Genomic DNA, 15132 nt, shown 5'->3' with positions numbered 1-15132 from the left:
CCCAATGAGCAACAGGAAAACCAAAGCAGCTATGGTCGCCTTATTTGCAACTTTGGCGACGACTGGAACAATCTTTGCGGCAAGCATTCCCCGCGGAATCCCGGCCGGCGAAGGGACCCATGCAAGACAGATTACCGATAAGCGGCCGAAGATCGGTCCGGACTCGGTGACCTTCGGTGCCTATGATCCTCACGGTGATTTCAGGGACGACCCGAACTCGAAGATCGAACATCTTTTCCTTCCTTGGGAAGATGTCGATCTGACAACGCTCTCGCTTGCCGATGACTACGCCCAGAAACGGGGGCGGAAGCTGTTGATTACCGTGGAACCGTGGTCTTGGGCAGTGGATCGGCGATCGACTTCCGAAGAGTTGCTCCAGGGCATTCTGGCCGGCAAGTATGATCGCAACATGGCCGCTGTCTGCGAGACTGCAGCTACGCTGAAAAGCGATGTGACCATTCGCTGGGCGCAGGAGATGGACGAAACCGACAACCAGTTCATCTGGTCCCATTGGCAACCCAGCAGCTACATAGCCGCCTATCGGCGAATGGTGAATGTCTGCCGCAAGCACGATAAATCGGCAAAATACATGTGGTCGCCTAAAGGCGAGCCTAGCCTCGTCAAGTTCTATCCCGGCGATGACGTTGTCGATGTCATCGGTCTTTCGGTGTTCGGCTTGCAGCAGTATGACAAGGATCATTTCGGCGCCGCCCGGACGTTTGCCCAATTGCTGACGCCCAAATACAGGCTGGTCCAGGGCTTCAAGAAGCCTGTCGCCGTCGCTGAGCTCGGTTATGAAGGTGACGCCACCTATGTCAGCAACTGGGCTGCGAACGCTGCCAAGCGATATCCGGAATTTCCGAACCTGACAGCCGTTGTCTACTTCAACGACAAGGAACTCTATCCTTGGCCAAAACCCTATGGTCTTCCTAATTGGCGGGTGGTCAAAGAGGCCAGCTTCTGATTGTGAAGTTTTTCAATCTCGGCGCGCAAGATGATCTTCCACGCGAGGCCCCGACGCATCATAATATAGGCATCGGGGCCTTCACTTTCTTGCGTATCGATCGAAATTTCGCAGAAGGCGGGTCTGATCGTTTTGATGTCGGATTACCTGTTTGCAGTAAAGAAAGCCGACCCTGATGAAAATCGAGCAACTGTCCAACCATGACGACAATTCGATTATTACAGCGGACCTCGTAATTGTAGGCGGCGGCCCCACGGGGCTTACAATCGCAGCCCAATGTGCGAAGGCGGGCAGAAAAGTACTCATCGTCGAAAGCGGGCTTGAACTCGAAAACTCGGAGCATTCCGCACTCAACGAAGTCGAGAGCGTCGGCCAGCCCCACTCGGAAGCGCAGTGCCGCAAGCGGATCGAATTTCACAGCCCGCAGGCCAGGTTCTGGTCTCAGGAGGTTCAGCCCTTTGGGGTTCGCTGCCGCGCGCTGGGTGGATCGACGCATGCCTGGGCGGGGAAATCCGCACCTTTTAGTAGCATTGACTTCAAGGCTCGCTCCTGGGTGTCCCATTCCGGCTGGCCGGTCGATCGCGAGCAAATCGATCCTTACATCCTGCGTGCAATGGAGGTGCTGAATCTCAGCCCCCAGGAACCACCGGGTCGCTTTGACCAGGAGGGACTTCATTCCTTTTATTGGCAGTTTGCCCGCTCGCGCGTAGACCGGCTCGACGTCATGCGCTTCGGCAGTGAGTTCATGGCGCAACGGTCGGATAATATCGATGTTCTTCTGGATGCGACCGTGACGCATGTCGGCCTGAGCCCGGACGGATCACGCTTTTCAGACCTCGAGGTCGCCAGCATGGACGGCAAACGCGCGCGCATCGAGGCCAGCATGTGCGTGCTGGCCGCGAGCGGGATTGAAAACGCCAGGCTGCTGCTCGTATCCAACGACGTGCATTTCAATGGAATCGGCAATCACCACGATGTCGTCGGGCGATATCTCATGGATCATCCGGGCGCTCGCATCGGTGCAATCCCGACCGATCAAATGGCCGTGCTCACCAAGCTCTTCGGCTTCTTCGGTATTCATCACCATGGCCGCGCGCACATGTTCATGCATGGCTTGGCGCTGACGCCGGAAATACAGGAGCGCGAGGAGCTGCTGAACGCCGCTGTCTATTTCGCCACCGAGCGCGCGCCCGACGACCCATGGGATGCGTTGAAGCGGCTGCTGCGCCGACACAGCCCAGATGTCGGCCGCGATCTACGTTCGGTTGCCGCAGGCTCCGGGCTTATCGTCAAGGGACTCGGAATGAGGGTCCTTTCCGACAGTCGCACGCCCAAGGCTCTCAAGGATATTGTGGTCAACAGCGCAATCAGGATGTCCCCGAATTTGGTCGCCAATGAATTCCAGAACCAGGGCGTGCCCCATAAGCTGGTCGGCCTGAGGATCGAAGCGATCTCCGAACAGATTCCGAACCCGGAGAGCAGGATCAGTCTCAGTTCGCGGAAGGACCGTTTTGGTGTGCCATTGGCCAAAGTCGCCTGGCGTATCAACGATGCCGAACGTCAAACGCTGCTCAGGATCGCCGAGCTCTCACGCAAAGCCCTGACGAGCGCCGGCCTGCCTGCCCCTGTACTGGAAGATTGGGCACGTGAGCGGCGTCCTGAAGACATCGTCATCATCGACATGGCGCATACGCTTGGCACGACGCGCATGTCGGCCGACGCGAAGACGGGCGTCGTCGACGAGAATTGCATGGTCCACGGCGTATCCAACCTTTATGTTGCCGGCGGATCGGTGTTCCCGACCAGCGGCCACGCAAACCCCACATTGATGATCCTGGCCTTTGCGATAAGGCTGGCCGATCATCTAAATTCGAACCTGGCAAAGGTTTGAGCCTCGGGCCTCCTTAGCCCGAAAGCTGCTGCTTAGCGCTCATATCGCCGGAAATGGGCTAACCAGCCGCCTTCGGCTGCCGCTGCGCATCGATATATGCATCGATCTTGTCGGGATCGAACAGGCCGCCATCGAAGAAGCCATCGGGGCCGAGCGTCAGGCTGGCGTCGGTGGAACCAACCGGCGTTTCCACGCGAAGAGCGCCTTCGACCTTGGCGCTGGCGCCGGGCAGGGGCACGCCAAGCGCCTGCAGCGCCGAGCGGTATATGTCTGGCCTGTAGGTATTCCGTGCGATGGTCTCGTTGTGTTCGTCGTGAGCCACCTGTCCCCAGCGCACCATCTGCGTATAGAACCAGAGCGCATGGCTTTTCCACGGGAAAGTGGCAGCCTTGGCACGGGGAACAAAGAAGTCCTTGATGCTCGTGATCTGTCCGCCCCCGACCTGCAGATCGCCTGAAAGGGCAGGGAGCAGCCAATCGATGGGGCGGCCGATATAGGCCGGGTTCGAAAGGACTGACGCCAGGCTTTCCCGGTTTTGCGGATCGGAGCACCAGGCAGCCGAGCGGTACAAGGCTCGCAGGAGAGCGGCCATCGCCTCTGGGTGATCGTCCGCCCAGCCGGCATTGGCGCCGAGCACCTTTTCCGGGCTGGACTTCCAGATGGCGGCTTTGACCGTTGCCATATGGCCTTTGCCGCTAAGGACACCGGCCGTATTCCACGGTTCGCCGACGCAATATCCGTCGATCTGCCCGGCGCCGAGCGCATCGGCCATCTCCGGTGGCGGCAGGATGATGATCTCGACGTCGCGATCGGGATGTATACCGCAGGCCGCGAGCCAATAGCGCAGTTCGTAATTGTGCCCGGAATGGGGATGGACGACGGCGAAACGCAACGGACGTTCGGCGCGGGCGAGGACGACCTTTTGCAGGGCCTTGCCGTTGCGGCCGGCATCGAGGTCATCTGTGGCGCCGGCGGCAGCCATTTTGTCCCAAAGCGCTGATGATACCGTCACGGCATTTCCGCCGAGACCGAGCGCCATCGGCACGATCATCCGCGGAGCCAATGGCGTCAGCCCGAGATTGCAGGCAATCGGCATCGGGGCAAGCATATGCGCCACATTGTAGCGGCTGACCGCGAGCCGATCGCGAATATTGGCCCAGGAGACTTCCCGCACGAGCTGAAGATCGATCGCCTCGGCCTCGGCGAAACCCTTTTCCTTGGCAATGACGAGCAGGGCGCTGTCGAGAAGAGGCAGGAACCCGGCGACGATCTGGTGTTTCTCCGTCATGCGTTTTCTCCTGGATCGAGCAGGCCGATCGCGGTTACCAGACTTTGCGCGATGTCGATGATCTTGCGGTTCTGGTTCATGGCCGTCTTGCGCATCAGCGCATAGGCCTCCTCTTCCGAAATGCCGCGCGACTTCATCAGCAGGCCCTTGGCGCGGTCGATCACCTTACGGTTTTCCAGCTCGCCCCGGGTCTCTTCCAGTTCGCGGTTGAGGCGCGCGAAGGCGTTGAAGCGGCTGATCGCCATCTTCAGGATCGGCCGCACGCGCTCCTGCTTCAACCCGTCGACGATATAGGCGGAAACACCGGCATCGACGGCCGCTTCGATCGAGGCTTCGTCCGATCTGTCGACGAACATCGCGATCGGCCGCTTTACGGCGCGGGAGAGCTGGAACATGTTTTCGAGCATGTCTCGATTGGGATTTTCCAGATCGATGACGATCACATCCGGATTGATCTCGCTGATCCTGCGGGCAATCCCGTTGATGTCATGGACGATCGTGACGTTCTCATACCCGGCCTCGCGCAATCCCGCTTCGATGATCGATGCGCGAATGCGGTTCTCGTCAATGACCAATACGGCAAGGGTATGGGATTTCATCGTCTCATATCGCCTCCGGCCCAAGCTCACAGATTGAAGCGCCGTTCAACGCCGGAGCTGCGCGTGCTTCCTTACGATCGGTTTGCCGCAATCGCAACGGCAAAGGGGGCCCATAAGGTCCATTGCCCGGAAATTTGTAAGTCAATGTATGAGGAAGCCCGCCGTACACATTGGCGGACAAATTGGCTGCCTGTTCCCGGCAGACGCACCTGGACATAAGGCGAGGCACGGCAGATAGATTGCGTCGTAATCAATATCGCGCAATCTATCTCACAAAGGGGTTTCCTTATGATCAAGCACATTCTGTTCCGGGCGGCTGTGGCTCTCGCGGTAACGACAACAGCGCCGTGGTCCATTGCCACCGCTGCCGAAGTGAAGAACATCGTCATCGTTCACGGAGCCTTTGCCGATGGTTCCGGCTGGCGAAGCGTGTCCAATATCCTGGCGAAGGACGGATATAAGGTCGCGATCGTGCAGGAGCCGCTCACGTCGCTTGCTGACGATGTCGCCGCGACCAAGCGTGTCCTTGACTTGCAAGATGGTCCGAGCGTCTTGGTCGGCCACAGCTATGGCGGCATGGTCATCAGCGATGCCGGAAACGCCGATAATGTCGCTTCTCTCGTCTACGTGGCGGCATTCGAGCCCGACAAGGGGGAAAGCCTGGCGACGCTCGCTCAGAGCAAGCCTGTCGAGAACATGAGGAAGGACAGCATCAGGGCAACGGCGGACGGTTTCCTCTATTTGGATCCCGCGGCGGTGCACGAGGTATTCGCCGCCGATCTGCCGCAAGCTGAAGCCGACTTCATCGCCCGCTCGCAGGTCTTTGCCTCTCAGAAGGTATTCGGTACTGAGGCGGGTGAGCCGGCTTGGAAAAAGAAGCCAAGCTTCGCGCTTGTTGCAACCGAAGACCGATCGATCAATCCGGACCTCGAACGCAGCATGGCGAAACGCGCCGGAAGCAAGACCTATGAAGTCAAGGCGAGCCACGTCGCGTTTATGTCGAAGCCGAATGAGGTTGCAAGGCTGATCGAGGAGGCCGCGAAGGCTGCCTCAAAGTGAGAGATATCGTTCGCATGTAGGCGAATGGAAAGGCACCTTGCCTTTAAAGCTAGGAAAGAGGATTGCTATTCGACAATCCTCTTTCCTCTGTCGCACATCCAACGTCACCATTTCTTGCTGAGCTTGAAAGTGATGGTCCGCGCGTCGCCATAGCCGCAGACATTCTCGCCGGCGCAACCCGAGACGTATTCCTTGTCGAAGAGGTTGGCGACGTTGAACGAGGCGCCCCAGCCCTTCTTTTCGTAGCGGATGCCTAAATCGAAAAGTGTCGCCGATGGCACACGCAGGGTGTTTGCCTCGTCCGCCCAGGACTTGCCTTGATAACGCATGCCCGCTCCGATGCTGAGGCCGTCAAGCGCATCGCTGGTGAAAGAATAATCGAGCCAAAGGGACGCCGTGGAATTCGGCACGAGATAGGGCGAATTGCCGATGACGGAGGAATCGATGTCCTTGGTGATTTCGAGGTCGGTGTAGGAATAGGAGCCGAGCAGTTTCCAATTGTCGTCGAGATTGACCTTGCCTTCGAATTCGACGCCGCGGGAGCGTACTTCGCCGATCTGCCGCTGCAGGAAAGTCACCGGATCGGTCAACGCCATATTCTTGCGGTCGATCTGGAAGATGGACGCCGTGAACAGACCGTCGATGAAATCGGGCTCGTATTTGACGCCGGCTTCATATTGCGCGCCTTCTTCGGGTACCAGGCCGCCGCCGGTGACGCTGGTGCCGACTTTCGGATTGAAGAAGGTGCCGGCGCTGACATAGGGCGTGATGCCGTTGGCAAATTCGTAGGCGAGACCCGCCCGGCCGCTCGCCGCCTTGTCGTTGGAACTATAAGTGGTGCCGACGGTGGCGTCGGAATTGGTGTCGACAAAATCATAGCGGCCGTTGAGCGTGACAAGCCAGCCGCTGCCGAAGCGCATCTGATCCTGGGTGTAGATGCCGAGCTGCTGCTGTGTCAGCACTTGATCGAGATAGACGAAATTGGCGCCCTGCGGCGTGCCGTAGACCGGGTGGGTAGCACTGATCGGATTGGAGCCGCAGCAGGCTTGGATTTGATCCAGCCGATAGATCGAGTAGTCCGAGCCGATCATGAAGTTATGGCTGACCGCGCCGGTATCGAACTCGTTCTGTGCGCGGGTATCGACCGAGAAGGTATCGACCTTCGACCGCTCGTAGAAGCCGATGCGGTCGAGCAGGAAATCCGGATCGTTATAGGACGGATCAAGCGGATTGCCGTTCTCGTAGCCGTTCAGATACGGGCCTTCCTCGCGCTTGTAGAGATGGCCATAGCGGGCGTTCTGCGACACGGTCCAACCGCCGTCGAATTCGTGCGAAACCTCGTAGCCCAGCATCTGCTGGGCATATTTCAGGTTGTCGATATCAGGCTCGCCATAAAAAGCCTTGCGGTCGATCTTGCCGAAAGGCGCATCGACCACCGTGCCGACATAGGGAAAGAAGCCGTTGCCGCTGTGAACCTCATCAAGGCCGCTGACCATGCCATAGACGGTGAGTTTGGTGGATTCGTCGGGCGAAATGGTGAGCTGCGGCATGATGAAGCCACGCTTGTCGTGGGTGTAGTCGCTATAGGTATCGCCACCCGCGATCTTGCCGGTCAGGCGGTAGCGATACACGCCATCGGCCGAGAGCTTGTCGGAAAAGTCGAAGCCCAGGAAGGCGTTGCCGATATTGTTGATGCCGATCTCGGTATAATAATAGGGATCGTCGGTCGGCTCCTTGCGCACCATGTTGACGATGCCGCCTGGGTTGGCGCCGCCATAGATCACCGAAGCAGGCCCCTTTAACACCTCGACGCGTTCAAGCATGAAGGGATCGATCTGGAAGCCGCCGAACCCATAGCTGTAGAGCGTCAGCCCGTTCAGGAAAACGCCCGTCTGAGTGGCGTCGAAGCCGCGGATATAAAACCAGTCTGTATCGCCATCATTGCCGAAGGGCTGCGTTGTCACGCCAGGCGTGTAACGCAGCGCCTCATCGACCTTGTTGGTGACGCCACGATCGTTCATTTCCTGCCGGCCGACAACGGAGACCGATTGCGGCACCTCGGTGATGGGCATATCGGTTTTCGAGCCGGTGGTCGTTTTGGTGGCGACATAGCCTTTGACAGGGGCAGTGCCGCTCGCTTCGCTGTTTTCCTGACCGGATTGGACGACCAGCGGTTTCAGCTCCGTCGGGTTTTCCTGCGCGGCGGCCTGCGTACCAAGCGCCATTGCCACGACGGACACACCGGTCGCCAAAACCCGTTTCATCGATACACCAGTCAATTCCTGCATTTCCGTCGTCAGCCCCAACTTCGCGGCACCCGGTATCCAAGCCAGGTGTCTTCCTTCACAATAAGATGAGCAATTAACTCATATTAATCGCGGCGGCTTGTCTCGAATGCGGGAAATTGAACGTTTTTGGGCAATTCTCCACAATGCCGGCAATTGCCCGCAGAGTGTGGCTTTTAGGCAATCTGGCTGCGTTTCCAGCTTGCCGGGGTCGTGCCGACATTCTTGCGGAAAACGCGGGTGAAATGCGCCTGATCGGCAAAGCCGGTTTCGACGGCGACATTGGTGAGCGGCGTATCGCCCTTCAGCAGCAATTGTTTGGCCCGTTCGAGCCGTGCCTTGGTCTGCCATTGGTGCGGCGGCAGGCCGGTCGATGCCTTGAAGGCGTGGCTGAAATGCGATTGAGACAAGCCGGTCAGCGATGCCAGCTCCTCCAGACGGATATTCCGCAGGCAATTTTCCTCAATGTAGTCGACTGCTCGGCGCAATTGCCAGGAGGCGAGTTCGCTGCGCCTGCGCGGCTGTGATCCTCGAAGCTGCAACACATTGATCAGCAGCGAAAGCGTCAGGCCATCGCCGTAAAGATCATGTAGCGGCTCCGGATTCTCGCATTCGGCGGCGATCAATTCTGCGATTGCCACTAGCTGCGGATCGGAAAAATGCAGGCGCGGACTGTCGAGACGGGCCGGGTCCAGATCCTCCATCAGCCGCTGGCCGATAACCTCGGCATCGAAATGAATATCGAGATGGCGCACGAAATCGATTCCGTCGAGATCGGCCCAGAGTTCCATCCCCGCGGGAATGTAGGAAATCCTTTCACGCTCAAACTCCTGCCGCCGGTTTTGGACGCGCGGCGAGAGCTTGACGCTGCTCGTGCCGGAGCCGCGTTGATCGAGCAGGATGAAGAGCCGTGGATCTTCGGCGATGTAGTAGCCGCCGGCGCGGGCCGCACAATTGACGTTCCAGACGTCGGCAACGATACCGTTCCACCGGCGCCGATGAACGCCGCCAATGACGGAGAAGCCGCCGATCTTGTTTTGCATCCTTGGCTGAAACGTCATCCGAGCCGCCAGCTCCACCTTGCTCTAAAATCCTTCGTTATAAACTCAGGTTATTATATCAGCGAAATTCCTATGGCAATGCGCGCTGGTTGGCGAAGGTCCGCGGGAAGGAGGACACTCGCTATCGGAAAACAACCCAATTTTGAGCCTTGCGGCGATCCAACTTTGTCTCGTGTTCGTAATGGCTCGCCGATAGTTTTGCCCTAGCAACGTGAGTCTCACGCTTGCCGCTGACAAAACAGCATACAACCGACGCTGACAGGACCTCTCCGTGAAAAAAACGCTTCTCATCGCCGCGGCATTCGCAGCAGCTTTTCCGCTTCTTGCTCACGCCGAAACCATACAGTTCCCGAGCGACGAACCGATCGCCGAGGTTTCGATTCCGCATACCTGGGGCCCTAAAGAGACGGAAACCGGCGTCGACGCAACGTCTCCGGACTCCGCGATCTATTTCTCGATCGATATCGCCAGCGACAAGACGATTGATAAGACCCTCGACGACGTCATTGATTTCCTGTCGAAAAACGGTGTCGACATCGACGCCAAGTCCAAGCATGAATTTCCGGATTCCGTGCTCAACGGCATGAAGATGGCGCATCTCGAATGGGATGGCAAAGACAAGGACGGCCCGGTCGATGTCGAACTCGGCTTGCTTCAGCCGTCTGAGCACAAGCTTCTGGTCGTCACCTACTGGGGATCGAAGGAAACTCAGGACAAGCATGACGAAGCGGTGCAGGGCATCATGAACTCGCTGAAGCCGCTCAACGACTGAGCTGTCTCAGGCAAATGACGGCAAAGGCAACCGCATATGCCGTTGCCTTTGCTTCTTCGGCTCATGTTGGTTCGGCCTCGGATGTTGCGGTTGCGATGAGGTGCTCGAACCTTCAGCCTGCGGAGTCTTGTGCCGTCGGAAGGCTGAGCGCTTCCAGGCGTTCCAGGAAGGGTAGTTGGCTGCCGAGGATCTTCCGGCGGGCATCGGAAAGAGTGAACCATTCGGCACGATCGACTTCGGGAAACGACTGAAGGCGTCCGCTGCCAGGTGGCCATTCGATTTCGAACAGATTGCTGCTCAGGGTGGCCACGTCGAATTCGCCTTCGAGGGCGAAAGCGGTCACGCGTTTTCCGCCTTTCTGACGCAGGTCTCCCAGCGGCTGCAACTTGCCTTCGGGGAGACGGCCCATTTCCTCGGCGAATTCGCGTCGGGCGGCCGTTTCGGCTGCTTCGTCCTCCGGATATTCGCCTTTTGGAATGGACCAGGCGCCTTCGTCCTTTTTGCTCCAGAAGGGACCGCCGGGGTGAACGAGCAGCACCAGCAGGTCGCTTTGCGTCCTTCTATACATCAGGATGCCGGCGCTTCTCTTCATTGACGATCGTTCCCGCAACTGGAGTCATAGCCGTCCTTTTACCGAACGCTACGACAGCTTCATCGCCATGTTGCCGAAGCAGCTTACCAGAGCTCTTGTTTGCCGGTCGGACCAGCCCGCCCGTGATTCAGGTCGCTGTCAGACGGCGGCTATAGGTTACCGCAGATAACTAGGTAGACCGATGAAAATGGCACACCAGATCGTCGACAGCTACGAGATGAAGACGATTGTCCTCGGACCGGATATGCGGACCATCTATGTCGTCAGCGGTGCCTTGCCGGAAGAAAGCGCAGTATTTCCGCACTGGGCGAATGAACGGGTCGTCATCCCGCAGGTGATGATAGCCTACATTCAAGGAGAGGCGCATCGTCTCGATATGGTCCAGGGTTATTTCGAGGATCTGGACGAGACCGGCAAGCTGAAAAACAATTCGCAACTCAACCTGTTCCACACGATCGCCAAACAATTTTTCTCTTCGATTTCGGCAAGAAGTCAGCGACCGGCAGCGATCGGCGACGTGCTGGAACAAGCGATGTGGCACTGCAATCTGCGAGAGAATGCAGAGATTTACGAGAGGCTGCTGGCCTATTTCGTTTATGGCAGAAAAGACCCCTTTATCAGGCAATTTCCTACCACAGGGTCCATCCAGCCAACATTTCACTGAGATGCAGGAAGAGAACCGCCAAGCAGGCGAATCGAGGCCGAAATCGGCGATCGGTTCGCCAGGTGGCGCGGATGACGGCTCTTGAATTTTTGCGCGTCTTCCGCCACCTCTTCGGCGCGACTTTTAACATTCTCAGGAGACCAGACGCACCATGACGACGACCACCGAAGAACATCCCGCTGAGAGCCACGTCTTTGAGGCTGACGTCGCCCGCCTTCTGCACATGATGGTTCACTCCGTCTATTCGGATAAGGATGTTTTCTTACGGGAACTGATTTCGAATGCGGCCGATGCCTGTGAAAAACTTCGATATGAGGCTATCGCCACGCCGGCACTGCTGGCCAGCGATCCCGACAGCCGCATCGTATTGACGCTCGATGAGGAGGGCGGCAGGGTGGTCGTCGAGGATAACGGCATCGGCATGAGCCGCGACGAGATGATCGAAGCGCTCGGAACGATCGCTCGCTCCGGAACGCGGGCGTTCATGGAGCGCATCGAGGCAAACAAGCAGGGCGAGGGCGCGCAACTCATCGGACAGTTCGGTGTCGGCTTCTATTCCTGCTTCATGGTCGCCGATCGCGTCGATGTCGTGTCGCGCCGTGCGGGTGCGGACCATGCCTGGCTCTGGTCTTCCGACGGCAAGGGCGGCTATAGCGTCAGCCCGATCGATGTTAGCGAGGCGCCGGCGCGCGGCACGCGCATTACCCTGCATCTGATGGACGACGCCAAGAGCTATACATCCCGCTGGACCATCGAGCGGATTGTCAAGGAGCAGTCGGGCCATGTGCCGGTTCCGATCAGGATCGCGGAGAAGCCCGGTTCTGAAGCAACGCAGCTCACCGACGGCACCGCACTCTGGACCAAATCGAAGAACGACATTACCAGCGAAGAGTACACGGACTTCTATCGCGGGATTTCCGGCCAATATGACGAACCGGCGCTCACGGTGCATTTCCGTGCCGAAGGCCGCCATGAATATTCCGCACTCGCCTTCGTGCCCAACTCGCAGCCGTTCGATCTCTTCGACCCCGATCGGAAGGGCCGCATGAAGCTTTACGTGAAGCGGGTCTTCATTACCGACGAGGCGGAATTGCTGCCCCGTTATCTCCGTTTCGTGCGCGGCCTTGTCGATACCGCCGATCTGCCGCTGAATGTGTCGCGCGAAATGATCCAGGAAAGCGCAATCCTAGCCTCGATCCGCAAGGGCGTCGCCAACAGGATCATAACGGCCATCGAAAAGCTGTCCGAAAATGACAGTGATGCGTTCCTCAAGCTGTGGGAAGCGTTCGGAAGCCTGATCAAGGAAGGCATTTATGAAGACTTCGAGCGGCGCACCCAACTGATGGCGCTGTCGCGCTTTCGCACGACCGCGTCCGGCGAGGGGTATCGCTCGCTTGCCGATTACGTCAAAGACCTGAAGGATGGCCAGCAGGCGATTTATTATCTGGTCGGCGACAGCCTGGAGCAGTTGAAGGCATCGCCGCAGCTCGAGGGTTTTCGCGCCCGCGGCATCGAGGTTCTGCTGCTGACGGATTCCGTCGACAGCTTCTGGGTCACCAATGCTCCGGAATTCGAGGGTAAGACCTTCAAGTCGATCACGCAGGGGTCCGCCGATCTGGCGCAATTCAGCAAGGTCGAGCAGGGCGCGCCGGCAAGTGAGACGGCACCGGTTGAGGTTCAGGCATTCATCGATTTTGCGAAGGAGAAGCTCGCCGACCAGGTGTCGGACGTGCGTGCGTCGGACCGCTTGATCGAAAGTGCTGTCTGCCTGGTCGCTCCCGAACAGGGCTACGATCGCCAGCTCGAAAAAATTCTGCAGGGCGCCGGCCGTCTGCAGGCGGGCGCAAAGCCGATCCTGGAGATCAATGGGGATCATCCGGTCGTCAAGGCCATCGCCGCCAGAAGCGATCAACCATCCCTGCGCGACGACGCGGCATTCCTGCTGCTCGATCAAGCACGCGTTTTGGACGGCGACAAACCGGCCGATCCCCGTGCCTTCGCCGAACGGCTGGCGCGGCTCATGGAAAAAGCGCTGCAGTAGGCGGACGTTCAGCCTCTCTGCGGTATGTTGGCTGTGGGAGGGAGAGCAAGAGCGATTTTCGCTGGCAAACGTCTCGCAGCGGATGGTTGTTTCCCATCCGCTGCGAATTGAATTCCGACCGACTAAGCCGATTTCAGCCCGCCAAGAAGCGTCGGAATAAGTTCGGACACGGTGGGATGGATCGGCACGGCCCATTTCAAAACCGGATAGGGCGTGCGCGCATGCATCGCGTCGATGAAGCCGTGGATTGCCTCGTCGCCTTCGACGCCGAGGATTGCGGCGCCCAGGATCTGTCCGGTTTCCAGGTCGGCGACGACCTTCATTAGGCCTTGTGTCTCCCCCTTTTCGATGGCGCGGCCCACTCGGCTCATCGGCATGGTCGATACCGTGATCGCCCGCCCGGTCGCTCGCGCTTCCCGCTCCGTCATGCCGACGCGTCCGAGCGGCGGATCGATATAGAGCGCATGGGCCAGGATGCGTTCACTCACCTTCCGGTCTTCACCGTCCAGGAGATTCGCCGCGACGATTTCGAAGTCATTGTACGAGGTGTGCGTGAAGGCGCCGCGGCCGTTGCAATCGCCAAGCGCCCATATGCCGTCGACATTGGTGGAGAGGTAATCGTCGACGACGATATAGCCCTTGCTGTCCAGCGCCACACCGGCCTCCGCGAGACCAAGATCGTCGGTATTCGGCTGGCGGCCCGTGGCGATGAGGAGGTGGCTTGCTTCGACATCCGGATTGCCGTTCGCCGTCGAGATGCGGATGTTCTGGCCGCTCTTCGACACCTTCATGTCCTGCGCATTCGTATGGATCGATATGCCTTCGGCGCGCAGAACGTCACCGATCGCCTGGCAGATATCGTCATCCTCCCGCGGGGCTAATCGCGGGCCGCGTTCGATGATACTGACGTCCGCGCCGAAGCGCCGGTACATCTGCGCGAATTCGAGGCCGATATAGCCGCCGCCGATGATGGCGAGATGGCGTGGCAGGGCCGTCAGATGGATGATGGAGGTACTGGTCAGGTACTCCACCTCCGAAAGCCCCGGCAGCGGAGGGATGGCCGGCCTCGCGCCGACGTTGAGAAAGATGCGCGGCGCGGTCAGCGTCTCATCCCCGACGCGGATGGTCTTGGCGCTCTCGAAGCGGGCGTGTCCCCGTATCAAGGAAATTCCGTCCGTCGACGTGAGCCAGTTCGTGAGCGAATTTCTGGCGTTGTTTGTGACAGTAGCCGCGCGCTTCTCGACGGTCGCCATATCCGTCAGTAGCCCGCCATCCGTGCGGATGCCGTAGTCCGCGCTTCGCCGTATCACTTGGGCGGTCCGGGCGCTGGCAACCAGAGTTTTGGTCGGCATGCAGCCGGCATTGACGCAGGTCCCGCCAACGAATTTGCGCTCGATCAGAGCCACCGTCATGCCGGCAGCCGCAAGACGTCCGGCCAGGGATGGCCCTGCTTGCCCGGCACCGGCGATAATCGCGTCGAAGGTCTTCATGCTTGTCCCTCCCGCAGTTGATGTCTGATTTTTATGCCCGGTCGAACTGAATGCCGACGCCCAGTCTATTCCAGTTTAACAGACTTGAGCGGACCGAGGTCGAAAACCTGCAGGAGTGACAGCAATGCATTTCGCAGAGGCTCTTGTCTGCGGCAAATCAACGCAATGTCTGCATCATGGTCTCCGCTCAAGCGCTGCGCAGCCTTGACGACGAGCGTCGCTAGGCCATGTCTGACCGCATACCTGACGCAAGGGAACCATGTGTGCCGAAAGGAGACATAGTGCGAAACGCTAGGATGGAATTTACCGAGCTTGAAAGCGAGGCAAATTTGGACTTCGTAAAATACGAAGGATGGTCGAAGCTTTGGTGTGAAGCAGTCGATTTCTAGACTGTAGGCTTAATCGCAACGGCGTAAGTGCCGTCAT

Annotated in this window: 12 protein-coding genes; 6 read left to right on the top strand and 6 right to left on the bottom strand. The window is 58.6% G+C overall.

Features of this window, described 5'->3' with window-relative positions; translation table 11 throughout:
* Positions 1 to 4 precede the first annotated feature (4 nt).
* Both NXC24_RS31310 and NXC24_RS31305 read left to right on the top strand, forming a co-directional pair.
* Entirely contained in the window at positions 5 to 964 is a 960-nt protein-coding gene (locus NXC24_RS31310) for a glycosyl hydrolase (protein ID WP_158704593.1), read from the top strand.
* Between the two features lie 175 nt (positions 965 to 1139).
* Positions 1140 to 2855, top strand: a complete 1716-nt coding sequence (locus tag NXC24_RS31305; RefSeq protein WP_104827190.1) for a GMC family oxidoreductase — start codon at positions 1140 to 1142, stop codon at positions 2853 to 2855.
* Between the two features lie 58 nt (positions 2856 to 2913).
* On the opposite strand, the gene NXC24_RS31300 is transcribed toward NXC24_RS31305, so the two are convergent.
* A complete protein-coding gene (locus tag NXC24_RS31300) occupies positions 2914 to 4143 on the bottom strand; it encodes a CmpA/NrtA family ABC transporter substrate-binding protein (RefSeq protein WP_104827189.1) in 1230 nt (409 codons plus the stop codon).
* Complete coding sequence (locus NXC24_RS31295) at positions 4140 to 4742, bottom strand: ANTAR domain-containing response regulator (RefSeq protein ID WP_104827188.1); 603 nt, start codon at positions 4740 to 4742, stop codon at positions 4140 to 4142. Before NXC24_RS31295 ends, NXC24_RS31300 begins: the two co-directional genes overlap by 4 nt.
* Before the next feature lie 288 nt (positions 4743 to 5030).
* On the opposite strand from NXC24_RS31295, the gene NXC24_RS31290 reads away from it, so the two are divergent.
* Positions 5031 to 5801, top strand: a complete 771-nt coding sequence (locus tag NXC24_RS31290) for an alpha/beta hydrolase (RefSeq protein ID WP_104827187.1) — start codon at positions 5031 to 5033, stop codon at positions 5799 to 5801.
* Between the two features lie 104 nt (positions 5802 to 5905).
* Here NXC24_RS31290 and NXC24_RS31285 read toward each other — a convergent pair whose 3' ends face one another.
* Complete coding sequence (locus NXC24_RS31285) at positions 5906 to 8089, bottom strand: TonB-dependent siderophore receptor (RefSeq protein ID WP_104827928.1); 2184 nt, start codon at positions 8087 to 8089, stop codon at positions 5906 to 5908.
* A 173-nt stretch (positions 8090 to 8262) separates the two neighbouring features.
* Positions 8263 to 9147, bottom strand: a complete 885-nt coding sequence (locus NXC24_RS31280) for an AraC family transcriptional regulator (protein ID WP_104827186.1) — start codon at positions 9145 to 9147, stop codon at positions 8263 to 8265.
* 271 nt (positions 9148 to 9418) lie between these two features.
* Between NXC24_RS31280 and NXC24_RS31275 the strand changes: the two genes are divergently transcribed.
* The gene (locus NXC24_RS31275; RefSeq protein ID WP_104827185.1) at positions 9419 to 9919 is read left to right on the top strand and encodes a histidine kinase; all 501 of its coding nucleotides are present in this window, start codon (positions 9419 to 9421) and stop codon (positions 9917 to 9919) included.
* Between the two features lie 112 nt (positions 9920 to 10031).
* Here NXC24_RS31275 and NXC24_RS31270 read toward each other — a convergent pair whose 3' ends face one another.
* Positions 10032 to 10511, bottom strand: coding sequence for an NUDIX domain-containing protein (locus NXC24_RS31270; RefSeq protein ID WP_104827184.1), 480 nt, complete (start codon positions 10509 to 10511; stop codon positions 10032 to 10034).
* Between the two features lie 187 nt (positions 10512 to 10698).
* Here NXC24_RS31270 and NXC24_RS31265 point away from each other — a divergent pair, with 187 nt between their 5' ends.
* A complete protein-coding gene (locus NXC24_RS31265; protein ID WP_104827183.1) occupies positions 10699 to 11175 on the top strand; it encodes a hypothetical protein in 477 nt (158 codons plus the stop codon).
* Between the two features lie 151 nt (positions 11176 to 11326).
* Positions 11327 to 13216: a molecular chaperone HtpG gene (gene htpG, locus NXC24_RS31260; protein ID WP_104827182.1), complete on the top strand. Its 1890-nt coding sequence runs from the start codon at positions 11327 to 11329 to the stop codon at positions 13214 to 13216.
* Positions 13217 to 13338: 122 nt separating this feature from the next.
* Here the strand turns inward: htpG and NXC24_RS31255 are convergent, their stop codons facing one another.
* Entirely contained in the window at positions 13339 to 14706 is a 1368-nt protein-coding gene (locus tag NXC24_RS31255; protein ID WP_104827181.1) for an FAD-containing oxidoreductase, read from the bottom strand.
* Between the last annotated feature and the right edge of the window lie 426 nt (positions 14707 to 15132).

The organism is Rhizobium sp. NXC24, assembly GCF_002944315.1.
In the GTDB taxonomy this organism is placed as follows: domain Bacteria; phylum Pseudomonadota; class Alphaproteobacteria; order Rhizobiales; family Rhizobiaceae; genus Rhizobium.
The sequence above is the reverse complement of the archived record's forward strand: the minus strand, read 5'-3'. Positions and strand labels throughout refer to the sequence as shown.